Below are 23,805 nucleotides of genomic sequence, written 5' to 3'. Positions count from 1 at the left end.
CATGCAAGACGAGGATTTCACCGCCGATGTGAAAATGACGCCCTATTGGTGGGAGACCTCGCCGCGCGAGGCGACGGCCAGGACTGTTCTGCCGGCGACGGCCGACGTGGTGGTGGTCGGATCGGGTTATACTGGTCTGAACGCGGCGCTGCAGATGGCCCGCGGCGGCCGCAATGTGGTGGTCTGCGACGCGGAGGCGGCCGGTTGGGGCTGCTCGACGCGCAATGGCGGACAGATCAGCACCAGCGTCAAGCCGGGTTTCGAGACGCTGGCGCGCCGTCATGGCGATGATGTGGCGCGCCGGGTGATGCAGGATGGCAGGGACTCGCTGCGCTGGATCGAGGACTTCGTCGAGTCGGAATCCATCGACTGCGACTTCGGCGTCGTCGGCCGTTTCCATGTCGCCCACAATGAGGCTGCGCTGCGCAAGCTCACGCAGTCGACGCGCAACCAGCCCGCCGGGTTCGAAGTTCCGGCACATGTGATCTCGCGTGCGGAGCAGCGCACGGAACTGGGCACCGACGCCTATTGTGGCGGGGTGGTGTTTCCCAATCACGCATCGCTCGATCCCGGCCGCTATCACGCAGGCCTCATGGAGCGGGTGCGTGCGGCGGGCGCGACGATCGTGCCGTTCTGCAAGGTCAACGCGATTGTGCGGGACGGAACCGGCTTCGATGTGGCGACCGCCAGCGGCCGGATCCGGACTCGGAACGTCGTCATCGCCACCAATGCCTACAGCGGCCCGCTGTCGCGTTGGCACCAGCGCCGGATCATCCCGATCGGCAGCTACGTGATCGCCACGGAAGAGATTCCGGAAGCGCTGATGGACGAGCTTATCCCGCGCAACCGGGTGATTTCCGACACGCGCCGCGTGCTCTATTACTTCCGAGCTTCCCCCGACCGGCGGCGGATCCTGTTCGGCGGACGGGTGAGCATGTCCGAGACCGACCCGCGCCGGAGCGGCAGGCTGCTGCGCCGCGAACTGGTGCGGCTGTTCCCGCAACTGCACCAAACCAGGGTGTCGCACTCCTGGATGGGTTTCGTCGGCTACACCTTCGATGAGCTGGCCCATACCGGGCAGCAGGACGGGGTCCATTATGCCATGGGCTACTGCGGGTCCGGCGTCGGCATGGCGAGCTATCTCGGCATGCGCACGGGCCAGCGGGTGCTCGGCCTGCCGGAGGGGGAGACCGGATATGGCGCCACCGGTTTTCCGGCGCGCCGCTACTACACGGGAAACCCATGGTTTCTGGCGCCGGCGATCAACTGGTACCGAATTCGCGACCGTATCAATCTGTGAGCGGGACGGCAGTCAAATTGGTCTTGTTCATAATAGAGAATGGACCTTTCAACAGAGCCAATACGACCTTTTGATGCAAGCCTGCCGATCCGCATGAAGCGTGCGTCCAAAGGCATCAGAAGACTGTCGCACGAAACTCCGGCCTGAAGACCGGAGACCGGGCAGCAACAACGGAACGGCGCATCAGCGCCACAAGAGGAGAGCGACATGAAATTCCTGGGAAGCAAATTGTTGGCCACGGCGGCCGTGATCATCGCCGTCTCCACTGGCGCGTCGAGTGCCGAAACCTTGCGCCTGCTGACATGGGGCAGCTATGCGCCGGACGAGATCATCAAGCTGTTCGAAGAGAAATACCCAGACATCCAGGTCGAGGTGACATTTTCCAACAACGAGGAAATGGTCGCCAAGCTGCGCGCCACCGGCGGCGCCGGATTCGACCTGGCGCAGCCGAGCCACGACCGCATCTACGCGGTGCAGCAGGAATACGGCATCTACAAGCCGCTGGATCTCACCAAGATCGACACTTCGGTGATGGAGCCCAAGCTGCTCGAGGGGGTGAAGGCGAACACGACGATCGACGGCCAAGTCTACGCCGTGCCGCATCAGTGGGGCACGTCCGGCCTGATGGCCGACGTCTCCAAGGTGCCGGACCTGAAGAGCTGGTCGGACCTCTGCGATCCGCAGTACAAGGGCAAGACCTCGATGCGCCTCAAGCGCACCATCCTGCTCGGCACCGCCTTCGCCATGGGCGAGGATCCGTTCGCCGCCTACAGCGACCTCGACAAGTACCAGACGATTCTCGACAAGGTCGCCGAAAAGCTCATTGCCTGCAAGGACAACCTCAAGACCTACTGGACCGGCGGCGACGACCTGTCCAACCTGATGCTGTCGGGCGAAGTGGTGGCTTCCGAAACCTGGGATTCGACTGCCTACAAGCTGTATGCGCAGAACCCCAACATCCACTTCATCCCGCCGACAACCGGCGCACTGGCCTGGATCGACACCTTCACCATTCCGGCCAAGGGAGAGGCCGACGATGCTGCCTACAAGTGGATCAACTTCGTGCTGCAGCCCGAGATCGTCAAGCTGATGTCGGCCTCGACCGGATCCCAGGCGTCGGTCAAGGGCGCCAAGGATCTGCTGCCCGAAGACAAGCGCGCGGCCGTCACCGCGGCGTTCACCGACAAGGACATCGACAACCTCAAGTTCTTTGCCAACATTCCTCCCGGCGTGGAAGACATGGAAGGCAAGACACTCGAGAAGATCAAGGCTGCCACCGAGTAGCACCGGCACCAGTCCCGCCGGGAGGGAATGACCCCCTCCCGGCAAACCGGCCAATCTGCGGCCTCCCAATCCAGAGACAGGGCGAAGCCAATGTTTGACCTCGAATGCGAAAATCTCGTCAAGCGCTTCGGCCCGTTCACGGCGGTCGACGGCGTGTCGCTGGAAATCCCCAGCGGCTCGTTCTTCTCGATCCTCGGCCCCTCCGGCTGCGGCAAGACGACCCTGATGCGGATGATCGCGGGATTCGAGAATCCCAACAGCGGCGACATCCGGCTGAAGGGCAAATCCGTCGTCACCACGCCGCCCAACAAGCGCAACGTCAAGATGGTGTTCCAGCACCTGGCGCTGTTTCCCATGATGAATGTCGGCGAGAACATTGCCTATGGCCTGCGCTGCCGCGGCGAGAACAAGGCCGACATCACCGCGAAGGTCGCTTCCGTGCTGGAGCGCATCTCGATGCCCGGCGTGCAGGAGAAGCAGATTTCGCAACTGTCGGGCGGGCAGAAGCAGCGCATCGCCATCGCCCGCTGCATGGTGCTCAATCCCGACGTGCTGCTGCTCGACGAGCCGCTGGGCGCGCTAGATCTCAAGCTGCGCGAGCACATGAAGATCGAGCTCAAGCAGTTGCAGAGCCAGTTCGACACCACATTCCTCTACATCACCCACGATCAGTCCGAAGCGCTTGTCATGTCCGACAATGTCGCGGTGATGAATGGCGGCCGGTTCGAGCAGATCGGTGCGCCGGAGACGCTCTATCACGCGCCGAAGACCGCCTTCGTCGCCGGCTTTGTCGGGGATTCCAACCGCTGGTCCGGCACCGTGTCCTCGATCGCCGGGGACCTGGCGAAGGTCACCGTCGGCAACGGGCTTGAGATGGTGGCGTCGATCGGCGGCGCGCGGCCGCAGACCGGCGGCGAGGTGGAGGTCTTCGTCCGGCCCGAAGCGATGCAACTGCTGGCGAAGGGCGCGGCGACCGCTATGGCGGCCATGAACACGCTCGACGGCGTCGTCGACAGCCTGCTGTTCAACGGCGCGGCCAGCCGCGTGCTGGTGCGGACGCAGGCGGGATTGCTCATCGAGGTCGTGCACCGGATGGACGCAGGCCAGGTCAGGGTCAATCCCGGCGACGCCGTGACGGTCGGCTGGGCGCACGGCGCCGGCCTGTGCTTTCGCGTGGGGGGCTGAGCGATGCTTCGCAGCGACACCGGCAAGCTCTCGCTTATCCTTTTGATGACGCCCTTCGTGCTCTGGATCGTGCTGCTGATCCTGCTGCCGCAGCTCGGCATCACCTTCGTGTCGCTGCGCGAGAAGATCGGGCCGCGGCAATACGAGTTCGGGTTCGGCAACTACATCGCCTTCATCCAGGAGCCGATCTACTGGAACACGCTGCTGCGCACCGCCTGGATGTCGATCCTGGTTACGGTGATGTCGCTGCTGGTCGGCTTTCCGATCGCCTTCTACATCGCCAAGATCGCCCAGCGCCGGTCGCGCGCCGGCCTGTTCCTGCTCTGCCTGATCCCGCTGTGGGTCAGCGACCTGGTGCGCGCCTTCGGCTGGATCGTGCTGTTGCGCGAGACCGGCCTCATTTCCGGAGCGCTGCAATATGTCGGGCTGGTCAACGGGCCGGTGGAGATGCTCTACAACGACGTCACCGTGGTCATCGGGCTGGTCTATACGGTCGTGCTGTTCATGATCGTGCCGCTGGTCTCGACGCTCGACGGCATGGACAACTCGATGCTGGAAGCCGGCTACAATCTCGGCGGCAGCAGGCTCACCGTGTTCCGCCGGATCATCGTGCCCTACGCCATGCCCGGCATCGTCTCCGGCTGCATCATCGTCTTCATGCTGACGGCGGGCAGCTACCTGACGCCGATCCTGCTCGGCGGCAAGAACTCGATGTGGTTCACCGAGCAGATCTACGACCAGTTCATCACCCGCTACAACTGGGAGGCGGGCGCCACCTTCGGTGTGCTGCTGCTCGGCTTCACCTCGATGGTGATCTGGCTCGGACTGAAGCTGACGGGGCAGAATCTGGCCTCGACCGTGGCGAAGGATTGATGCGATGAACGTTGCCGCACCCCAATCCGCGCTTCTGAGAACCGTCTATGTTCTCTATGTCGTCTGCTTTTTCGCCTATCTGGCCGCCCCGCTGGTGGCAGCGGGCATGTTCGCCTTCAACGATTCCACCGTTCCCTCGCTGCCCTGGCGCGGCTTCACGCTGGGATGGTTCTTCGGCGACACTGATCCGGTGATCGGCATGTTCCACGACCGCCGCCTGCTGCGCGGCCTGACGAACTCGCTGTACATCGGGGTCATCGTCTCTGCGCTGTCGGTGGCGGCAGGCACCTGCAACGCCTTCCTGTTCGAGCGCCGGCAGTTTCCGTTCAAGAACGCGCTCTACATCCTGATGATCATCCCACTGGTCATCCCGGGCGTCATTCTCGGCATCTCCATCCTGGTCTTCGCATCGATGGTCGCCAACAATGCCGACCGCGCCTTCGGACTGGATCTGAGCGCATTGCGGCCGGGCACGTTCCTGGTGGTGCTCGGCCAGTTCTCCTTCCTGACCACCATCACGTCGCTGGTGATCCAGGCACGGCTGAAGAAATTCGACGTGTCGCTCGAGGAGGCGGCGCTCAATCTCGGCGCTTCACGGCTGAAGGTTCTGGCGACGGTCACCATGCCCTACCTGATGCCGGCGCTGTTCTCGGCCTTCGTCGTGGCCTTCCTGGTGTCGTTCGAGAATTTCAACACAACCCTGATGCTGGTCGGCTCGGATGCGCCGCTGACGATCACCATGTATGACCGCATGGTCAAGGTCGGCTCGACCCCGGTGCTCAACGCCGTCTCCTTCTTCCTCATGGTGGGCTCCGGACTGCTGGCGCTGCTCAGCGTGGTGGTGCAGCGCGATCGGCCCTCCGACTGACATGGGACGCTTCTGCGCTTCACCGATTCGCAAAGGCGCTCCAGGTTCCCGACTTGCCGCAATGTCCCGTGACGAAGTGAAAGGCACGTCATCTGGAAATGCGCCCGGCGTGCCGGCGTGCTAGCGTCCGCGTGATCAACCCAAAAGGACTGACATGATCGATCTCAATAGCTTTGGCGATCTCGCCGCCATGGACCTGGGCGAGTTCAAGCCCAAACCCACCAGCTTCAGCGATGGCCAGAGGGAGGCGGCGGTCGAACTGTGGGCTTCTGCCGGCGGCATGACGCGCATCGGTGTCTGGGAATGTACGCCGGGACGCTTCGGCGCCGACCGGACGCAATCCTTGGAGATCTGTCACATCCTGAGCGGATCCGCGACGGTCGAGGGCAAGCAGGGTGGTGATGCGCGGCACCTCAGGGCGGGTGACGTGCTGGTGCTGCCGCTCGGCTGGAAGGGCGAATGGACGATCCACGAGACCGTGCGCAAGACCTATGTGCTGACCCGCCAGGCCTGACGTCTCTTCGCGCACCGCGCTGGCGCCACCGGCCGGGCACGGATGACGACGAGGTCCACAAGTGCCGGGCGTCATCGTCCGCAGGAAATGCGATCGATCAGCGGCTGGCAGAGCTCCGGCTTGCCGCCGCAGCAATCCTCCAGGAGAAATGCCAGCAGGCCGCGAATGCCGTCGAGATCAGCCAGGTAGCGCACACTGCGGCCGTCGCGCTGCTTGCGGACGAGGCCTGCCTTGAGCAGGATTCCGAGATTGGTGGACATGGTGTTCTGGCGCACGCCGAGCGCCTCGCCGATCTCGCCGGAAGGCAGGCCCTCCGGGCCGGCCTTGACCAGCAGCCGGAAAACCTCAAGCCGGGTGTCCTGGCCAAGGGCCGAAAAGGCATCGAGAGCGGTGCTTGAATCCATGTTGGATGGATATTTCAAAGCCGGCGACGACGCAAGCCGTGGCCAGAAACGCCGAAAGCCGGCGTCCAGGGGAAAACACCGGCCTTCGGGATACAGGAGGCCGTCGGCCACTCTGTATGTCGGACCGCAGGGAACCGGGGGAGGGTTCATGTGCGTCCGTTGCAAGCTCAATGCGCCAAATCCGACAAGGTTCCGGCGGTGGGAAAATTCAGCGCCGGGTCTGGTTCCAGTGAATGTCCTCAAGCGTCTGCATGCGGGCACGGGCGCTCTGCCACTGGTCGCTTGAGACCCGGTCGATCAGCGCTTCGGCGAGCGCCAGCAGGGTGACGCTCGAATCCCATGTGCGGCCGGCATCGACGACGCAGGGCAGCACAACGCGGGCGGAACGCGCGATCGGCGAGAGCCAGGGATCGGTGATCAGCAGGATACGGGCCTTGCGCTCGACCAGCAACTCGCCCAGCCGGATCAGGTCGGACTGGTAGCGACGGATGTCGAAGATCACCACGACATCGCCGGGGCGGATGTCGAGAAGCTGGTCCTGCCAGGTCGAAGTCTGGTCGCTGAAATGATGGACGTTGGGGCGGATGATCCGCAGATGAGCGGCCATGTAGCCGGCGATGGCATCGGTGAAGCGACCACCAAGCAGAAAGCACCCGGCGCGGGTGTCGCCGAGCATCTCGCAGGCGGCGTCATACTCGCTTTCCGAGATCGCCTTGAGCGTAGCGTCGAGATTCTCGGCGACGCTGGCGAAGCTCGCCTTGAGCGCCGGATTGTCGGTGCGCGCGGATTCGGTCTGGCGGCCGCGTTCGAGCGGCGACATCAGCTGGGTCTGGACGTCGGCACGCAATTCGCGCTGAAAATCCGGATAGGACAGGTAGCCGAGCCGGGCGACGAAGCGAAGCACGGTGGGCGAACTGGTGCCCGCCAGCCCCGCCAGTGCGGCAATGGTCGACAGGCCGATGCTGGGATAATTGGCCAAAAAGGCGTGCGCCACCTTCTTCTCCGCACCCGGCAGGCTGCCGAGCGCTGCGTGCACCTGTTCGCGTATCGCCATGCCTTCTCCTTCCCCCGCCGTCACCATTTGTGTAATAGAAATTACAGCATTGACAACGACACGGCAATCCTAATCAATGTTACATACAGGCGAAGACCCCGCTTCGGGGACGGCAAACGGTGCAATGCGGAGGCAGGCGTGGCAGGCAGGGGGCTGATAGATCCTTCGGAAGGATCGCCGGTGATGATCCGGCGGCCCGATGCGTCGGCCGCCGTGGTGCTGGTCTGCGAGCACGCGTCACCGCGGATGCCGAAGGCGCTGGGCGATCTGGGCCTCGATGCAGAGGCGCTGTCGAGCCACATTGCGTGGGATCCGGGCGCGCTCGCCGTCGCCGACCTGCTGTCGGACCAGCTCGACGCGACGCTGGTGGCTCAGGCCTTCTCGCGGCTAGCCTATGACTGCAACCGGCCGCCCGACTCTCCGTTCTCCGTGCCGGCAAAGAGCGAGATCTATGACATTCCGGGCAATCTGCGGCTGGGCGCGGACGAGAGGGCCGAACGCGCGGATGCGATCTATCACCCCTTTCGGTCCGCCCTTGCCGAAGTCCTTGGCCGCCGAGCGGCGGCCGACGGGCCACCGGTGCTGGTGACGATCCACACGTTCACCCCGGTCTACTTCGGCAAGCCGCGCGAGGTCGAGATCGGCATCCTGCACGACAGCGACCGGCGATTCGCCGATGCCATGCTCGACAGCATGGCCGGCGATGCGGGCGGCTTTCGCATCGAACGCAATCAGCCCTATGGTCCGGCCGACGGCGTCACCCACACATTGCTGGAGCACGCCCTGCCTGCCGGACTCCTGAACGTGATGATCGAGATCCGCAACGATCTGGTTTCGACCGAAGCCGACCAGGCGGCCATGGCAGGCTATCTGGCCCGGCACATCGCCGCAGCACTTTCAGCCCTGGCCGATGTCGCCAGCCACGCCGAGAGAGGATCCTGACGCCATGCTGGCTTTCCTCGTCGCCTATGTGCGGGCCGTCGACCGGGTCAACTATCGGGTCGGACGGTTCGCCATGTACCTGATCTTCGCTCTGATGGGCGTGCTGTTCTGGTCTTCGATCTCAAAATATGCCGGTTCCCCGGCACTGTGGACGCTGGAATTAGCCCAGTTCATCATGGTGGCCTACTACCTGCTCGGCGGCGCCTACTCGATGCAGCTCGGAGATCACGTGCGGATGGATCTGGTCTATGCGAACTGGTCGCCGCGGCGCAAGGCGGCGATCGATGCGGTCACGGTGCTGTTCCTTATCTTCTATCTCTGTGTCCTGCTCTATGGCGGCATATCGAGCACCACCTATGCCATCGAATACGGCGAACGCGCCCATTCGGTGTGGCGACCCTATATGTGGCCGGTCAAACTGGTGGCTGCCTTCGGCATTTTTCTGATGCTCTTGCAGGCCGTGGCGGAATTGCTCCGCGACATCCTTTTCCTTCGTGGCGTCAGCGTCAATCACCAGAGCGAGGCGGGCCTTTGAGCTACGAACTGATCGCCATCTTCATGTTCGCCTCAATGATGGCGCTGCTCCTCACCGGACAGAGGGTCTTCGGCGTCATCGGCGCGGTCGCGGTGCTCGCCGCGCTGCCGCTGTGGGGAACGGGCGGTGTCGAAATCGCCTTCGCGCAGTCGATCAAGCTGATGAAATGGTATCCGCTGCTGACGCTGCCGATGTTCATCTTCATGGGCTACATGCTGTCGGAAAGCCGCATCGCCGACGATCTCTACCGCATGTTCCACGTCTGGTTCGGCCCGGTTCCCGGTGGCCTGGCCATCGGGACCATCTTCCTGATGGTGGTGATTTCGGCCATGAACGGGCTGTCGGTGGCCGGGATGGCGATCGGGGCCACGATCGCGCTGCCCGAACTGCTCAGGCGCAACTACGACAAGGTGATGATTACGGGAGTGATCCAGGGCGGCTCCAGTCTTGGGATCCTGATCCCGCCATCGGTGGTGCTGGTGCTCTACGGCATGATCGCGCGGCAGCCGGTGAGCCAGTTGTGGCTGGCGGGCGTGTTCCCGGGCCTGCTGATGGCCGCCCTGTTCATCGTCTACATCGCCATCCGCTGCCAGCTGCAGCCCCATCTGGGGCCGCCGCTGCCCAAGGAGGAACGCGACGCCATCACCTGGAGCGAGCGGATCAGCCTGCTCAGGGCCGGCATCCTGCCGTTCATGATCTTTTTCCTGATGAACGGCCTGTTCCTGCTGGGCTACACCAGCCTGGTGGAAAGCTCGGCCGTGGGCGCGCTGGCCTCGATGGGCGCGGCGCTGATCAAGGGCCGGCTTTCGCGGCAAGTGATGGAGAACGTCATGCGCAAGACGCTCGGCATCTCCTGCATGTTCATGTGGATTATCCTGGCGGCGCTCTGCTTCGGAGCGGTGTTCGACGGGCTGGGCGCGGTGCGGGCCATCGAGGGCTTCTTCCTCGGCCGGCTGGGCCTTGAGCCCTGGCACGTGCTCATCCTGATGCAGTTGAGCTTCCTCTTGATGGGGACCTTTCTCGACGACACGGCCATGCTCGTCATTGTGGCCCCGCTCTATGTGCCGCTGGTCAAGCTGCTCGGCTTCGACCTGGTCTGGTACGGTGTGCTCTACACGATCACATGCCAGATTGCTTACATGACGCCGCCGTTCGGCTACAATCTCTTCCTGATGCGCGCCATGGCGCCACCGGAAATCACGATTCGGCACATCTATCTGTCGGTCATTCCCTTCGTCGCGGTCATGCTGCTCACATTGATGATCGTGATGATGTTCCCGGAGCTGGCATTGTGGCTTCCGCAGCAGTTCCAGGGCAAGCTTCAAGGCTGAAATGAGCAGATCCAGAGAAGACGAAACCAAAAGGAGAACAGCATGATCAAGAGGCGTCAATTTCTCACCCAGGCCGGCATCGCCGGCGCCGGCGCAGCCGCCGGAACCGTGCTTGCTGCCCCGCCGGCCATCGCCCAGGAGCCGATCCGCTGGCGCATGCAGACCTATGCCGGTGCAACCCTCGGCCAGTTCGTGACCCAGCCCTTCGTCGATGCCTTCAACAAGGCGGCCAACGGCGAAATGGTCATCGAGCTGTTCTTCGCCGACCAGATCGTGCCGACCGGCGAACTGTTCCGCGCCATGCAGGCCGGAACCATCGATGCCGTGCATTCGGATGATGATTCGATGGCCTCGCCGGTGGAAGTGGGACTGTTCGGCGGATACTTCCCCTTCGCCACCCGCTCGATCCTCGACGTGCCGGTGCTGTTCCAGCAATACGGCCTCAGCGACATCTGGCGCGACGCCTATGCCGGCACCGGTGTGGTCTGGCTGTCGGCCGCGGGCCAGGATCCCTGCAACTTCAACACGAAGAAGGAGATCAAGAGCGTCGCCGATCTCGACGGCCTCAAGCTCTACACCTTCCCGACGGCCGGCCGCTTCCTCACCCAGTTCGGCGTGGTTCCGGTGTCGATTCCCTACGAAGACGCCGAGGTCGCGGTGCAGACCGGCGAACTCGACGGCATGTCCTGGTCGGGGATCACCGAGGACTACACCGTCGGCTGGGCGAATGTGACCGACTACTTCCTGACCAACAACATCTCCGGCGCCTGGATCGGGTCGTGGTTTGCCAACGAAGAGAAATGGAACGCGCTGCCCGAGCATCTCAAGGCGCTCTATATTTCGTGCATGGAAGCCAGCCACACCTTCCGCAACCAGTGGTACTGGGGTGGCGAAGCCAAGCTGCGCGCCACCGGCGACAAGCTGCAGCTCCGGTCGGTTCCGGCCAAGGAGTGGAAGCAGGTCGAGGACGCGGCCGTCAAGTTCTGGGATGAAGTCGCCGCGGAAAGCGAAACCAAGGCAAAGGTCATCGCGATCTTCAAGGACTACAACAAGGTCATCAACGCCGCGGGCTTCCCCTACGGCGAAAGCTGATCGCATATCTGCCACAATGCCCGCCTCCCGGCTTGCGTCGGGAGGCGGCTTGCCACTACAGCGCCATCTGCCCTTGAGGGGCGCGGTCGCTGCACCATCCGAACAGGCGCTGTCCCTGCTTGAGCCGCGTGCGGTCACAGGCGCCAGCGCCGGGCGAACCATCAGGATCTGATCGACATGTCTGGAAACCTCAGCTTTGAAGACGTAAAGGCCGCCGCCAAGTCCGGCGACATCGACACCGTGCTGGTCTGTTGCGTCGACATGCAGGGGCGGCTGATGGGCAAGCGTTTCCATGTCCAGAATTTCATCGACTCCAGCCATGAGGAAACCCATTGCTGCAACTACATGCTGGCGACCGACCTCGAAATGGCGACGCCTGACGGCTACGCAACCACCAGCTGGCAGGCCGGCTATGGCGACTATGTGATGAAGCCGGATCTCTCGACCATCCGCCGCGTGCCCTGGCTGGAGGGAACCTGCATGGTGCTGTGCGACCTCCTCAACCACAAGACCCATGAGCCGGTGCCGCAATCGCCGCGCCAAATCCTCAAGGTGCAGAGGGAGCGCCTGAAGGCGCTGGGCTATGAGGCGATGATGGCGACCGAACTGGAGTTCTTCCTGTTCGAGCAGAGTTTTCGCGACCTGGCGAAATCGGGCTACCGCGAGCTTACCCCGATCAGCGCCTACAACGAGGACTACCACATCCTGCAGACAACCAAGGAAGAGTCGATCATGCGGCCGGTGCGCAATCACCTGTTCGCCGCCGGCATTCCGATCGAGAATTCCAAGGGCGAGGCCGAGACCGGCCAGGAAGAGCTCAACATCCGTTATGCCGAGGCGCTCGACTGCGCCGATCACCACACCATCGCCAAGCATGCAGTCAAGGAAATCGCCTGGGCCCACGGCCGCTCGGTGACCTTCCTGCCGAAATGGAACGCCAACAAGGTCGGCTCCTCCTCGCATGTGCACATGTCGCTGTGGCAGGGCAAGACCGCGGCCTTCCAGGATCCCGACGGCGACCACGGCATGTCCGAGCTGATGCGGCAGTTCATGGCCGGGCTGATCGAATACGCCGCCGACTACACCTGCTTCCTGGCGCCCTATGTCAACAGCTACAAGCGCTTCATGAAGGGCACGTTCGCGCCCACCCGCATCGTCTGGTCGGTGGACAACCGCACCGCCGGCTTCCGGCTCTGCGGCGAAAACTCCAAGGGCGTGCGGGTCGAGTGCCGCATCGGCGGCTCCGACATGAACCCCTATCTGGCCCAGGCGGCGCTGATCGCCGCCGGCATCAAGGGCATCGAGGACAAGCTCGAGCTGGCGCCGCCGACCGGCGGCGACATCTACCAGAACGAGGCGGCCAGGCACATTCCCTCGACGCTTCGCGCCGCCACGGACACGCTACGCGGCTCGACCATGCTGCGGGAGGCCATGGGCGACGACGTGGTCGATCACTATGTGCGCTGCGCCGAATGGGAACAGGACGAGTTCGACAAGGCGGTCACCGACTGGGAGATCGCCCGCGGGTTCGAGCGGGCCTAAGCGAGACCGAGTGTGCCGGGGAGAGACTGGCAGTGCAGGCCGTCGGTGGGTCGCTGACAGTTCTTCATCCGGCAGCTTTAGTAAACTACATGAGTTTACTGAAATCTTTGGGAAGATTAAACTCCTCCTGCGGCGGGCGCTCATCTGGCTTAAGGAGATCGGAAATGGGAAAGTACGAACCTTTAAGGAGGTTTCTTGCCTTGCAGAACAAGGACCAAATCCAGATGTCGTTTGCGGAAATTGAGGCGGTGTTGGGAGAGCCGTTGCCTGCATCCAAGAAGTTCCCTGCTTGGTGGAGCAACAATACGATGAACAATGTGATGACCAAGGAATGGCTTGCGGCGGGTTACCAATCTGAACAGGTCGATGTGGTGGGCGAGAAACTCACCTTCAGACGAATTGAAGCCAAGTCCAAAGCAGCGCAGAAGCCGTCGCGTAACGGCGGCCCCTTGGCGGCGAGCAATGCCCAGGCCAAACGGCCGTCCTACTTCGGCGCAATGAAGGGAACGCTCAAGATCGATCCCTCGCTTGATCTGACAGAACCCGCCGATCCGGAATGGGGAAAGGTATACGACGTTGATTGATCGATACCTGCTCGATACCTGTGCTGTCATCTGGCTCATGGATGGAGCTGACATGGACGACATGGCCCTTGAGCGGTTGGCGCAAGCACAATCGGCGGACGACGCAGTTTCGATATCTGCAATGACTGCTTGGGAAGTAGGAATGCTCGCTTCGAAAAACCGACTGGCATCGACGCGCGATCCGCTGCGATGGTTTGAGGATGCAGTTGTGCAGTTCAACGCCAATCTTGCTGAAGTCTCGCCGCATGTGCTGATTGGCTCTTCGTTCTTGCCTCGACCCATCCACAACGATCCCGTTGACCGAATACTGATCGCAACCGCCCGGGAACAGGACTTGACCATAGTCACCCGAGACCGGGCAATTTTGGCTTATGGCGCGCTCGGGCACGTCAAGACACTCCCCTGCTGATTGGAAGACCAATGACCATGACACTCAAATGCATCTCGCCCATCGACGGTTCGGTTTACGCCGAACGGCCTGTGATGACGGTGGACAGTGCCGCCGCCGCCGTGGCCCGCGTGCGCACGGCACAGAAATCCTGGGCCAGGCGGCCGCTCGCCGAGCGCGTCGCGCTGGTGCAGAAGGGCGTTGCCCGGCTCAACGCCATGAAGGACGACGTCGTGCTCGAGCTCGCCCACATGATGGGCCGGCCGGTGCGCTATGGCGGCGAATTCGGCGGCGTCAACGACCGCACCGCCTACATGGCCGAAATCGCCGAACGGGCGCTGGCGCCGATCTCGATCGAGGAGTCGGCCCAGTTCAGCCGCTACATCCGCCGCGTGCCGCAGGGCGTGGTGTTCATCGTCGCGCCGTGGAACTATCCCTATCTCACCGCCATCAACACCATCGTGCCGGCGCTGATCGCCGGCAATGCGGTGGTGATCAAGCACGCGACCCAGACCCTGCTGGTGGGCGAGCGGATCGTCCGCGCCTTCACCGAGGCCGGCATGCCCGAAGACGTGTTCATCAACCTGTTCCTCGACCACAAGGGCTCGGAGCAGCTGATCTCGGCGGGATCCTTCGACTTCATCAACTTCACCGGATCGGTCGGCGGCGGCCAGGCCATCGAGCGCGCGGCGGCCGGTACCTTCACAGGCCTCGGACTCGAGCTCGGTGGCAAGGATCCCGGCTATGTCATGGAAGACGCCGATCTCGACTGGGCCGTCGACACGCTGATGGACGGCGCGCTCTACAACGCCGGCCAGTGCTGCTGCGGCATCGAGCGCATCTATGTCGCCCGCCCGCTCTATGCCGAGTTCATCGACAAGGCGAAGGCCTGGGCCTCGAACCTGAAGCTCGGCAATCCGCTTGATCCCGAAACCACCATCGGGCCGATGGCCAATGTCCGCTTCGCCGCCGAGGTGCGTGCCCAGACCGCCGAAGCCATCGCCGACGGCGCCAGACCGCTGATTGATCCGTCGCTGTTCCCGCAGGACGATGGTGGCGCCTATCTGATGCCGCAGGTGCTGGTCGACGTGGACCACACGATGCGGGTGATGCGCGACGAGAGCTTCGGTCCCGTCGTCGGAATCATGCCGGTGGACTCCGACGCCGAGGCGCTCGAACTGATGAACGATTGCGCCTTCGGCCTGACCGCCTCGCTGTGGACCAACGATCCGGAGCGGGCCATGCGCATCGGCGACGAGATCGAAACCGGCACCATCATGATGAACCGGGCCGACTATCTCGACCCGGCGCTGTGCTGGACCGGCTGCAAGGCCACCGGCCGCGGCGGCTCGCTCTCCGAGATCGGCTATCACAACCTGACCCGTCCCAAGTCCTACCACCTGAGAAAGAAGCAAGCATGAGCCCGCGCGCCAACTGGTCCTATCCCACCGCCATCCGTTTCGGGGCGGGACGCATTTCCGAACTCGCCGACGCCTGCCACGCCGCCGGCATGAAACGCCCGCTGCTGGTCACCGACCGCGGCCTTGCGGCGTTGCCGATAACCGCGCATGCGCTCGACCTGCTTGACGCCGCCGGCCTCGGGCGGGCGCTGTTTGCCGATGTGGATCCAAACCCGAACGAAAACAATCTCGACGCCGGGGTCAAGGCCTTCAGGGCCGGCAATCATGATGGCGTTGTGGCCTTCGGCGGCGGCTCCGGGTTGGATCTCGGCAAGCTCATCGCCTTCATGGCAGGCCAGAGCCGACCAGTGTGGGATTTCGAGGACATCGGCGACTGGTGGACCCGGGCCGACGCGTCGGCGATCGCCCCGATCGTCGCGGTGCCGACCACGGCCGGCACGGGCTCGGAAGTCGGTCGTGCCGGCGTACTCACCAATTCGGTCACTCACGTCAAGAAGATCATCTTCCATCCCAAGTTGCTGCCGACGGTGACCTTGTGTGACCCGGAACTCACCGTGGGCATGCCCAGGATGATCACCGTGGGCACGGGCATGGACGCCTTCGCCCATTGCCTCGAAGCCTATTCCTCGCCGTTCTACCATCCGATGTCGCAGGGCATTGCGCTTGAGGGCATGCGGCTGGTCAAGGAGAACCTGCCGCTGGTTGTCGCAGACGGCTCCAACATCGCGGCCCGGGCCGAAATGATGAGCGCCGCGGCCATGGGCGCGGTCGCGTTCCAGAAGGGGCTCGGCGCCATCCACGCGCTGTCGCATCCGGTGGGCGCGGTCTACAACACCCATCACGGAATGACCAACGCGGTGGTGATGCCGCCGGTGCTGCTGCTCAACCGGCCGGTGATCGAGGAGCGGATCGCCCGTGCGGCCGCGTATATGGGAATTGCCGGCGGCTTCGACGGGTTCTACGACTTCGTGCTCAAGCTGCGTGCCGATCTTGGCGTTCCCGACAAGCTGGGCGAGCTCGGCGTCGGCAGGGAGCGGATCGCCGAAATGACGGAAATGGCGTTGGAAGACCCAAGCGCCGGCGGCAATCCCGTGGCGCTGACGACGCAGAACACGACAGCGCTCTTCGAAGCCTGCATCTGAACGATCCCCGTGCCATCCCGCACCCTCTGCGGGATGGCGTGCCCCCGATGCGGAATGGCGGGCAGGCCGCGCCCGATCCGCGACGAAGATCGCTGTATCACTTGACCCAGACGGCCCGCAGTGAAAGGTTGTTCAGATTGCAAACTATCACGTTTGACACGGCATGATGGTGATTCGCGGTTTGCTGGCTGCATCCCTGCAGCACAGGGAGCCAGCGACAGACAGAGGGGAGTGACCGATGAGCACGAGCACGCTTTGCCGTTTCCTCGATACAGATCACAGTCAACTTGGACTCGACGAGATGATCGCTGCCCTTGAGCAGTTGGTCGAACAGTTCGGCTTCACCTATTTCACGCTGACCCGCCAGGTGTGCAGCGCCGACGACATCGACACCCTCATGCTCGCCGGCTGCTGGCCCCAGGGGTGGCCCGAAATCTATGTGCAGCGCAAATATGCCGCCGTCGATCCGCTGGTGCGCTATCTCGGTCATTGCCAGCGGGGATATCGGTGGAGCGAGGCATTGTCCGCATTCCGCAACCATCCGCAGCGCAAGCGCATGGAGAGGGTCATGGTCGATGCCCGCAAGTTCGGGCTTGCGGACGGCTACGTGTTCCCCGTGCATGGCCGACGCGGCCTCATTGGCGTGCTGACGCTCGGCGGGAACAAGGTGGATCTGACCGCGGGGCAGATGGCGCTGTTCGACACGGTGGCCAAGAAGGCCTTCTGGCTGGTGCTCGAGCGGCGCGATCCAGTCACCTGCGGCGAACTGGCCGCGCCCGTCGACGTCGAAATGACCCGGCGCGAGATGGAAACGCTTGGCTATCTGGCCAAGGGGCTGACATCCCATCAGGTGGGGTCGACGCTCGGTCTTTCGACCCATACCGTCGACTGGTACATGAATTCGATCCAGGACAAGCTGAAAGCGCGAAATCGCCATCACGCCGTCGCCATCGCTTTCCGCCTCGGCCTGATCAACTGAACAGACCGCGGTGCTCCGGCCAGCCTTGCGCGCAGCGACACAATCTGTCGCCTGCCGCCCCATCCCCGGCATTTAGTTGCACTGCAATAAAACAGCAGCTATGAATTTCCTGAACGGGCGCTCCAGCCCGGCTTCTTTCGCCCGAACCTGGGAGCCTGTCCTTGCCGATCTCCAAAATCCTTGTCGCCAACCGTTCCGAAATCGCCATCCGGGTCTTTCGTGCCGCCAACGAACTTGGAATCAAGACCGTCGCCATATGGGCGGAAGAGGACAAGCTCTCCCTGCACCGCTTCAAGGCCGACGAATCCTACCAGGTCGGCCGCGGGCCGCATCTGGCGCGCGATCTCGGGCCGATCGAGAGCTACCTGTCGATCGAGGAGGTGATCCGCGTCGCCAGGCTGTCGGGCGCCGACGCGATCCATCCCGGCTACGGGCTCTTGTCGGAAAGCCCAGAGTTCGTCGATGCCTGCGACGCGGCCGGCATCATCTTCATCGGCCCGAAAGCCGACACCATGCGCCGGCTCGGCAACAAGGTGGCGGCGCGCAATCTTGCCATCGAGATCGGCGTGCCGGTGGTTCCGGCCACCGAGCCGCTGCCCGACGACATGGCGGAAGTGGCGCGCATGGCTGAGACGATCGGATACCCGATCATGCTCAAGGCCTCCTGGGGCGGCGGCGGGCGCGGCATGCGCGCCATCCGCGACCCCAAAGATCTGTCGCGCGAGGTGATCGAGGCCAAGCGCGAGGCGATGGCGGCCTTCGGCAAGGACGAGGTCTATCTGGAGAAACTGGTGGAACGGGCCCGCCACGTCGAGAGCCAGATCCTTGGCGACACCCACGGCAATGCGGTGCATCTGTTCGAGCGCGACTGCTCGGTGCAGCGCCGCAATCAGAAGGTGGTCGAGCGCGCGCCGGCGCCCTATCTGAACGAAGCGCAACGCCAGGAGCTGGCGGCCTACTCGCTGAAGATCGCCAATGCCACCGGTTATGTCGGCGCCGGCACGGTCGAATATCTGATGGACATGGATTCGGGCGAATTCTACTTCATCGAGGTCAATCCGCGCATCCAGGTCGAGCACACGGTGACCGAGGAGGTCACCGGCATCGACATCGTCAAGGCGCAGATCCACATCCTTGACGGCTTCGCCATCGGCACGCCGGAATCGGGCGTGCCCGAGCAGAAGGACATCCGCCTCAACGGCCACGCCCTGCAGTGCCGCATCACCACCGAGGATCCGGAACACAATTTCATTCCCGATTACGGCCGCATCACCGCCTATCGTGGCGCCACCGGCTTCGGCATAAGGCTCGATGGCGGCACCGCCTATTCCGGCGCGGTGATCACCCGTTTCTACGATCCCCTGCTGGAAAAGGTCACCGCCTGGTCGCCCACGGCGGAGGAAACCATCCGCCGCATGGATCGGGCGCTGCGCGAGTTCCGCATTCGCGGCGTTGCCACCAACCTGACTTTTCTCGAGGCCATCATCGGGCACGAGAAATTCCGCAACAACACCTACACGACGCGATTCATCGACACGACGCCGGAATTGTTCGAGCAGGTCAAGCGCCAGGATCGCGCGACCAAGCTTCTGACCTACCTCGCGGATGTCACCGTCAACGGCCACCCGGAAACCCGCGGCCGGCCGGCGCCGGTGGAGGATGCCGCGCCGCCGCGGATTCCCTACAAGGACGCGCCCATTGCCGACGGCACCAAGCAGACGCTCGACGCACTCGGCCCGACCGGCTTTGCCACATGGATGCGCAGCGAGAAGCGGGTGCTGATCACCGACACGACGATGCGCGACGGCCACCAGTCGCTGCTCGCCACCCGCATGCGCACCCACGACATCGCCCGCATCGCCGGAACCTATGCCAAGGTCCTGCCGAACCTGTTCTCGCTTGAGTGCTGGGGCGGCGCCACCTTCGACGTGTCGATGCGGTTCCTGACCGAGGATCCGTGGGAGCGGCTCGAAAAGATCCGCAAGGATGCGCCCAATATCCTCTTGCAGATGCTGCTGCGCGGCGCCAACGGGGTCGGCTACAAGAACTATCCGGACAATGTCGTCAAGCACTTCGTCCGGCAGGCAGCCAGCGGCGGCATCGACCTGTTCCGGGTGTTCGACTGCCTCAACTGGGTCGAGAACATGCGGGTGTCGATGGATGCGGTGGGCGAGGAGAACAAGCTTTGCGAAGCCGCCATCTGCTACACCGGCGACATTCTGAATTCGGCTCGGCCGAAATACGATCTCAAATACTACACCGGGCTCGCCGTCGAACTGGAGAAGGCCGGCGCGCACATCATCGCGCTCAAGGACATGGCCGGACTTCTCAAGCCGGCGGCGGCGCGGATCCTGTTCAAGGCGCTGCGCGAGGCGACCGACTTGCCGATCCATTTCCACACCCACGACACCTCAGGCATTTCCGCCGCCACGGTGCTGGCGGCGGTGGAGACTGGGGTCGACGCCATCGACGCGGCGATGGACTCGCTGTCGGGCAACACCTCGCAGCCCTGCCTGGGCTCGATCGTCGAGGCGCTGCGGGGCCATGAGCGCGACCCGGGCCTGGACCCCGAATGGATCCGGCGCATCTCCTTCTACTGGGAGGCGGCCCGCAACCAGTACGCCGCCTTCGAGAGCGATCTCAAAGGCCCGGCATCGGAAGTCTATCTGCACGAGATGCCCGGCGGCCAGTTCACCAATCTCAAGGAACAGGCGCGCTCGCTCGGGCTCGAGACCCGCTGGCATGAGGTGGCGCAGGCCTATGCGGACGCCAACCGCATGTTCGGCGACATCGTCAAGGTGACGCCGTCATCGAAGGTCGTGGGCGACATGGCGCTGATGATGGTCAGCCAGGACCTGACAGTGGCCGACGTCGAGAACCCGGCGCGCGACGTGTCGTTCCCCGAATCGGTGGTCTCGATGATGCGGGGCGACCTCGGCCAGCCGCCGGCCGGATGGCCGAAACCGCTGCAGGACAAGGTGCTCAAGGGCGAGGACGCCTATACGGTGCGCCCCGGCTCGCTGCTGCCCGCCGCCGATCTCGACGCCGAGCGCAAGGCCATCGAGGACAAGCTCGAGCGCAAGGTCAGCGAGTACGAGTTCGCCTCCTACCTGATGTATCCCAAGGTGTTCACCGATTTCGCGCTGGCCAGCGATACCTACGGTCCGGTGAGCGAGCTGCCGACTCCCGCCTATTTCTACGGCCTGCCGGTCGGCGACGAGCTCTTCGTCGAGATCGAGCAGGGAAAGACTCTGGTGATCCAGAATCTGGCGCAGAGCGAAACCGACGAGAAGGGCATGGTCACGATGTTCTTCGAACTCAACGGCCAACCGCGGCGGGTGAAGGTGCCTGACCGCGCGCACGGCGCCCTTGGCTCCTCGGTCCGCCGGAAGGCCGAGCTCGGCAACGACCTCCAGGTGGCCGCTCCCATGCCGGGCGTGGTCTCCACCGTGGCGGTGGCCGCCAGTCAGACGGTCAAGGCCGGAGACGTGCTGGTGTCGATCGAGGCGATGAAGATGGAAACCGCCATCCACGCGGAACGCGACGGCGTGCTGGCCGAAGTGCTGGTCAAGACCGGCGACCAGATCGACGCCAAGGATCTGCTGGTGGTCTATTCGGCCTGAGGAGGAATGAGGACGACGTCTGCCGCGTCCCGCCTGAGGTGAAAGAGGATCCGGGCCCGGATCGCTTTGCCGCCGCCGCTTGCGGCGCGCAGGAAATCTGATATGCACGGTGCTGCACGATTGTGCGTGAATATACCGGCTTTGGACCCTTCATGCTGACCCGCGAGCGCCAAACCCTGATTCGATCGAGACTTGATGCGCACGGCCGCGTCGTGGCCGCCGAACTGTCGGTGGAGTTTGAGGTGTCGGAAGACACGATCCGGCGCGACCTGCGCGAGTTGGCGGCGGCCGGCCTGTGTGAACGGGTCTATGGCGGGGCGCTGTTGCGGACGCCGCCGGTGCCGCTCGGGCTCAGGCTTGATGTCCGACTTGAGGCAAAGCGGACGCTGGGGAGGATGACGGCGAGCCTTCTTGAAGAGGGATCGGTGGTGTTCATCGACGCCGGCTCCACCAATCTTGAAGTGGCGCGGGCGATTGCTCCCGGCCTGCGGTTGACGGTCGTCACCAATGGACCCGTGATTGCCGCGGCGTTGATCGATCGGCCGCACACGGAGGTGATCATGGTGGGTGGCCGTATGAATGCAGACCTCGGCGCCTGCGTGGACGCCCAGGCGCTCACCGAAATCGGCCGGCTGAACATCGACGCCTATGTCATCGGTGCCTGCGGCATCGACCCGGCGGCGGGGCTGATGGCGCAATCCTTCGAGGAGGGCAGCATCAAGCGGGCGATCGCTGCCCGGAGCGGAGCGATTCTGGCGCCGGTGACGACGGAAAAATTCACGGTCCGCGCGCCGTTCGCGGTCTCGGACATCACTGATGACTCGACGCTCATCGTGGAAGCCGACGCGCCGGAAGCGGCACTTTCGCGGATGCGCGCGCAAGGCGCCCGCATCGTCGCCTGTCGGGGAGATGCCGGTTGATCGCGTTGGCCCATGTTGCCTACTGGTGCGTCGATCTCGACCGGACTGCCGGGTTCTGGACACACTGGTTCGGCGCCTCTGCCGGAGACTGCTATGTCAGCAGCAACCAGCCGGGCTTCCGGTCGCGCTTCGTCACGCTCGCATCCGGGCCGACGATCGAGCTGATGCAGCGGTCCGATATCATGCCGAAATCCGCAGGCCAGGCTCCCGGCATCGGCCTCTCCCACATCGCCCTGTCGCTGGGATCGGTGGCGGCCGTCGACGCACTGGCGGAGAAAGCCGCCCAGGCCGGCATTCTGGCGGCCGTGCCGCGCCGGACCGGCGATGGCTTCTACGAAGCCATCCTCTTCGACCCCGACCTCAATCAGATTGAAATCACCGCCTGACCGGCCTGCGCCTTGGAGATTTTCCCATGCCCGTTCACGAGACCACTGCTCTCCCGCCGCGCCGCGCGCCGATGGTGACGCCGGCCCGGGTGGCCGTTTCGCTGCTGTTTCTCGCCAACGGCTTCCTGGTCGGAAGCTGGGCGCCCAAGATTCCCGAGTTCGCCGCCCGGCTGGAGCTGAGCAAGAGCGCGCTCGGGATGATGATCTTCTGTTTCGGCATCGGCTCGCTGGTGGCGATGCCGCTGGTCGGAGCGGCCATTGCCCGGCGCGGCTCGCGCTCCGTGCTCAAACTGCTGGCGCTCATGTCGGGGGCGAGCATGCTCATGGTCACCTTCGCACCGGGCATCCTGACGGCGGCGGCGGGGCTGTTCGCCTTCGGCGCACTGATCGGCGGCATGGACGTGGCCATGAACGCCAATGCGGTGGAGGTGGAGCGCCGGCAGGGGCGGGCAATCATGTCGTCCTGCCATGGCTTCTGGAGCCTCGGCGGGGTGCTGGGTTCGGGTCTGGGCGGGCTGGTCATCGCCGGCGCCGGGGTCGCCGTTCATGCCCTTGCGGCGCTTGCAGCCGTCCTCGTCATGGTGGCGATCGCGTGGCCGCGTGTGATGGCCGACCCGCCGGCGCCGCATGTGCCGGTGGACGGTTCGGCAGCTCCCTCGATGGTCAGGGCCATCTTCGGATCGGGCGCCACGGTGTGGCTGATCGGATTGATGTGCCTGCTGTCGATGCTGCCGGAAGGCGCCGTGCTCGACTGGGGCGCGCTTTATCTGCGCCAGGAGCTCGGCGCGAGCGCCGCGCTCTCGGGCTTCGGCTTCGGCGCGTTCTCGGCGACCATGGCGCTGGTGCGGTTCGTCGGCGACATCGTCCGCGACCGCTTCGGCGCGGTCGCCACCATGCGGGGTTCGGTGCTGCTGGCGATGGCCGGCATGGCGATCAGCGGAATGGCCGGATCGGCGGAGATGGTGATCGCCGGCTACGGCATCGCCGGGCTGGGGCTTGCCAACATGGTGCCGATCGCGTTCTCCGCTGCCGGCAACCTGCCCGGCCTGCCGCCCGGCGTCGGCATCTCGCTGGTGACCTTCATGGGCTATTCGGGGATCCTGTTCTTCCCGTCGATCATCGGCTTCATCGCCGAGCACACCGGCTTCGCGGCGATCTTCACCGCCATTCCGGTGCTGCTGCTGCTGGTGCTTGCCCTGTCAGGACTGGTGTCCCATGCCGACAGCAACCGGCCCGACGGCGAGGCATGAGCCTGTTGCTGGAGCCCTCGGCAACGCCATTCCAGCTGCGGCGTCGCGGCCATGGCGGGCGGATGCCGGCCAGGCAAAGCTGTGCTACAAGCGTCCGACCACGCAACGGTACCCACCCACGGCAGCCGTTGACAAACCATCCGCGAAAGGCGACGCAGCGCGCCACGGTTCAACCCTGTGAGGCTTTC

General features: G+C 64.1%; 22 protein-coding genes. 20 read left to right on the top strand and 2 right to left on the bottom strand.

The features are described 5' to 3' along the window. Position 1: 1 nt before the first annotated feature. The 6 genes from DFR52_RS19270 to DFR52_RS19245 all read left to right on the top strand — a co-directional run bounded on the left by DFR52_RS19270 (position 2) and on the right by DFR52_RS19245 (position 6,024). On the top strand, positions 2–1,300 hold the full coding sequence (locus DFR52_RS19270) for an NAD(P)/FAD-dependent oxidoreductase (RefSeq protein WP_110033649.1): 1,299 nt from the start codon (positions 2–4) through the stop codon (positions 1,298–1,300). A 207-nt stretch (positions 1,301–1,507) separates the two neighbouring features. After that, positions 1,508–2,584, top strand: coding sequence for an extracellular solute-binding protein (locus tag DFR52_RS19265; RefSeq protein ID WP_110033648.1), 1,077 nt, complete (start codon positions 1,508–1,510; stop codon positions 2,582–2,584). Positions 2,585–2,674: 90 nt separating this feature from the next. Next, positions 2,675–3,769, top strand: coding sequence for an ABC transporter ATP-binding protein (locus DFR52_RS19260; protein WP_110033647.1), 1,095 nt, complete (start codon positions 2,675–2,677; stop codon positions 3,767–3,769). Between the two features lie 3 nt (positions 3,770–3,772). After that, positions 3,773–4,642, top strand: coding sequence for an ABC transporter permease (locus DFR52_RS19255; protein ID WP_110033646.1), 870 nt, complete (start codon positions 3,773–3,775; stop codon positions 4,640–4,642). A gap of 4 nt (positions 4,643–4,646) precedes the next feature. Next, on the top strand, positions 4,647–5,510 hold the full coding sequence (locus DFR52_RS19250; RefSeq protein ID WP_110033645.1) for an ABC transporter permease: 864 nt from the start codon (positions 4,647–4,649) through the stop codon (positions 5,508–5,510). A 154-nt stretch (positions 5,511–5,664) separates the two neighbouring features. Further along, positions 5,665–6,024, top strand: a complete 360-nt coding sequence (locus DFR52_RS19245) for a cupin domain-containing protein (protein WP_110033644.1) — start codon at positions 5,665–5,667, stop codon at positions 6,022–6,024. 71 nt (positions 6,025–6,095) lie between these two features. Here the strand turns inward: DFR52_RS19245 and DFR52_RS19240 are convergent, their stop codons facing one another. Then, positions 6,096–6,428 carry an ArsR/SmtB family transcription factor gene (locus DFR52_RS19240; protein WP_110033643.1) on the bottom strand — a complete coding sequence of 111 codons (333 nt, stop codon included), beginning with the start codon at positions 6,426–6,428 and terminating at the stop codon, positions 6,096–6,098. 208 nt (positions 6,429–6,636) lie between these two features. Next, positions 6,637–7,482 carry a MurR/RpiR family transcriptional regulator gene (locus DFR52_RS19235; protein WP_110033642.1) on the bottom strand — a complete coding sequence of 282 codons (846 nt, stop codon included), beginning with the start codon at positions 7,480–7,482 and terminating at the stop codon, positions 6,637–6,639. 183 nt (positions 7,483–7,665) lie between these two features. Between DFR52_RS19235 and DFR52_RS19230 the strand changes: the two genes are divergently transcribed. The 14 genes from DFR52_RS19230 to DFR52_RS19165 all read left to right on the top strand — a co-directional run bounded on the left by DFR52_RS19230 (position 7,666) and on the right by DFR52_RS19165 (position 23,617). After that, positions 7,666–8,424 (top strand): N-formylglutamate amidohydrolase, encoded by a 759-nt coding sequence (locus tag DFR52_RS19230; RefSeq protein ID WP_110033641.1) that lies wholly within the window; start codon positions 7,666–7,668, stop codon positions 8,422–8,424. 4 nt (positions 8,425–8,428) lie between these two features. Next, positions 8,429–8,959: a TRAP transporter small permease subunit gene (locus DFR52_RS19225; protein WP_110033640.1), complete on the top strand. Its 531-nt coding sequence runs from the start codon at positions 8,429–8,431 to the stop codon at positions 8,957–8,959. Beyond that, entirely contained in the window at positions 8,956–10,290 is a 1,335-nt protein-coding gene (locus DFR52_RS19220; RefSeq protein WP_110033639.1) for a TRAP transporter large permease, read from the top strand. The genes DFR52_RS19225 and DFR52_RS19220 overlap by 4 nt, the downstream gene beginning before the upstream one ends. Positions 10,291–10,332: 42 nt before the next feature. Beyond that, a complete protein-coding gene (locus tag DFR52_RS19215; protein ID WP_110033638.1) occupies positions 10,333–11,382 on the top strand; it encodes a TRAP transporter substrate-binding protein in 1,050 nt (349 codons plus the stop codon). A 177-nt stretch (positions 11,383–11,559) separates the two neighbouring features. After that, positions 11,560–12,924, top strand: coding sequence for a glutamine synthetase family protein (locus DFR52_RS19210; protein WP_110033637.1), 1,365 nt, complete (start codon positions 11,560–11,562; stop codon positions 12,922–12,924). Between the two features lie 164 nt (positions 12,925–13,088). Beyond that, positions 13,089–13,508: a DUF7662 domain-containing protein gene (locus DFR52_RS19205; RefSeq protein WP_110033636.1), complete on the top strand. Its 420-nt coding sequence runs from the start codon at positions 13,089–13,091 to the stop codon at positions 13,506–13,508. After that, entirely contained in the window at positions 13,501–13,917 is a 417-nt protein-coding gene (locus DFR52_RS19200; RefSeq protein WP_110033635.1) for a type II toxin-antitoxin system VapC family toxin, read from the top strand. The genes DFR52_RS19205 and DFR52_RS19200 overlap by 8 nt, the downstream gene beginning before the upstream one ends. Positions 13,918–13,928: 11 nt before the next feature. After that, on the top strand, positions 13,929–15,317 hold the full coding sequence (locus DFR52_RS19195) for an aldehyde dehydrogenase family protein (protein ID WP_110033634.1): 1,389 nt from the start codon (positions 13,929–13,931) through the stop codon (positions 15,315–15,317). After that, positions 15,314–16,459 carry an iron-containing alcohol dehydrogenase gene (locus DFR52_RS19190; RefSeq protein ID WP_110033633.1) on the top strand — a complete coding sequence of 382 codons (1,146 nt, stop codon included), beginning with the start codon at positions 15,314–15,316 and terminating at the stop codon, positions 16,457–16,459. The genes DFR52_RS19195 and DFR52_RS19190 overlap by 4 nt, the downstream gene beginning before the upstream one ends. Before the next feature lie 238 nt (positions 16,460–16,697). After that, positions 16,698–17,438 carry a helix-turn-helix transcriptional regulator gene (locus DFR52_RS19185; RefSeq protein WP_110033632.1) on the top strand — a complete coding sequence of 247 codons (741 nt, stop codon included), beginning with the start codon at positions 16,698–16,700 and terminating at the stop codon, positions 17,436–17,438. A gap of 161 nt (positions 17,439–17,599) precedes the next feature. Continuing rightward, on the top strand, positions 17,600–21,061 hold the full coding sequence (gene pyc / locus DFR52_RS19180; RefSeq protein ID WP_110033631.1) for a pyruvate carboxylase: 3,462 nt from the start codon (positions 17,600–17,602) through the stop codon (positions 21,059–21,061). A gap of 122 nt (positions 21,062–21,183) precedes the next feature. Beyond that, positions 21,184–21,981 (top strand): DeoR/GlpR family DNA-binding transcription regulator, encoded by a 798-nt coding sequence (locus DFR52_RS19175; RefSeq protein ID WP_245415403.1) that lies wholly within the window; start codon positions 21,184–21,186, stop codon positions 21,979–21,981. Beyond that, positions 21,978–22,367 carry a VOC family protein gene (locus DFR52_RS19170; RefSeq protein WP_245415402.1) on the top strand — a complete coding sequence of 130 codons (390 nt, stop codon included), beginning with the start codon at positions 21,978–21,980 and terminating at the stop codon, positions 22,365–22,367. The genes DFR52_RS19175 and DFR52_RS19170 overlap by 4 nt, the downstream gene beginning before the upstream one ends. Positions 22,368–22,393: 26 nt before the next feature. Continuing rightward, positions 22,394–23,617, top strand: coding sequence for an MFS transporter (locus DFR52_RS19165; RefSeq protein ID WP_110033630.1), 1,224 nt, complete (start codon positions 22,394–22,396; stop codon positions 23,615–23,617). The last annotated feature ends 188 nt before the right edge of the window (positions 23,618–23,805 follow it).

Origin of the sequence: Hoeflea marina (assembly GCF_003182275.1) — a bacterium.
Taxonomy (GTDB): domain Bacteria; phylum Pseudomonadota; class Alphaproteobacteria; order Rhizobiales; family Rhizobiaceae; genus Hoeflea; species Hoeflea marina.
The sequence above is the reverse complement of the archived record's forward strand: the minus strand, read 5'-3'. Positions and strand labels throughout refer to the sequence as shown.

Coding starts and splice junctions, on each gene's coding strand:
- DFR52_RS19205 (WP_110033636.1), top strand. CDS start 13,089: ATGGGAAAGTACGAACCTTTAAGGAGGTTTCTTGCCTTGCAGAACAAG.
- DFR52_RS19240 (WP_110033643.1), bottom strand. CDS start 6,428: ATGGATTCAAGCACCGCTCTCGATGCCTTTTCGGCCCTTGGCCAGGAC.
- DFR52_RS19165 (WP_110033630.1), top strand. CDS start 22,394: ATGCCCGTTCACGAGACCACTGCTCTCCCGCCGCGCCGCGCGCCGATG.
- DFR52_RS19235 (WP_110033642.1), bottom strand. CDS start 7,482: ATGGCGATACGCGAACAGGTGCACGCAGCGCTCGGCAGCCTGCCGGGT.
- DFR52_RS19225 (WP_110033640.1), top strand. CDS start 8,429: ATGCTGGCTTTCCTCGTCGCCTATGTGCGGGCCGTCGACCGGGTCAAC.
- DFR52_RS19185 (WP_110033632.1), top strand. CDS start 16,698: ATGAGCACGAGCACGCTTTGCCGTTTCCTCGATACAGATCACAGTCAA.
- DFR52_RS19265 (WP_110033648.1), top strand. CDS start 1,508: ATGAAATTCCTGGGAAGCAAATTGTTGGCCACGGCGGCCGTGATCATC.
- DFR52_RS19245 (WP_110033644.1), top strand. CDS start 5,665: ATGATCGATCTCAATAGCTTTGGCGATCTCGCCGCCATGGACCTGGGC.
- DFR52_RS19230 (WP_110033641.1), top strand. CDS start 7,666: ATGATCCGGCGGCCCGATGCGTCGGCCGCCGTGGTGCTGGTCTGCGAG.
- DFR52_RS19270 (WP_110033649.1), top strand. CDS start 2: ATGCAAGACGAGGATTTCACCGCCGATGTGAAAATGACGCCCTATTGG.
- DFR52_RS19195 (WP_110033634.1), top strand. CDS start 13,929: ATGACCATGACACTCAAATGCATCTCGCCCATCGACGGTTCGGTTTAC.
- DFR52_RS19255 (WP_110033646.1), top strand. CDS start 3,773: ATGCTTCGCAGCGACACCGGCAAGCTCTCGCTTATCCTTTTGATGACG.
- DFR52_RS19250 (WP_110033645.1), top strand. CDS start 4,647: ATGAACGTTGCCGCACCCCAATCCGCGCTTCTGAGAACCGTCTATGTT.
- DFR52_RS19215 (WP_110033638.1), top strand. CDS start 10,333: ATGATCAAGAGGCGTCAATTTCTCACCCAGGCCGGCATCGCCGGCGCC.
- DFR52_RS19190 (WP_110033633.1), top strand. CDS start 15,314: ATGAGCCCGCGCGCCAACTGGTCCTATCCCACCGCCATCCGTTTCGGG.
- DFR52_RS19210 (WP_110033637.1), top strand. CDS start 11,560: ATGTCTGGAAACCTCAGCTTTGAAGACGTAAAGGCCGCCGCCAAGTCC.
- DFR52_RS19260 (WP_110033647.1), top strand. CDS start 2,675: ATGTTTGACCTCGAATGCGAAAATCTCGTCAAGCGCTTCGGCCCGTTC.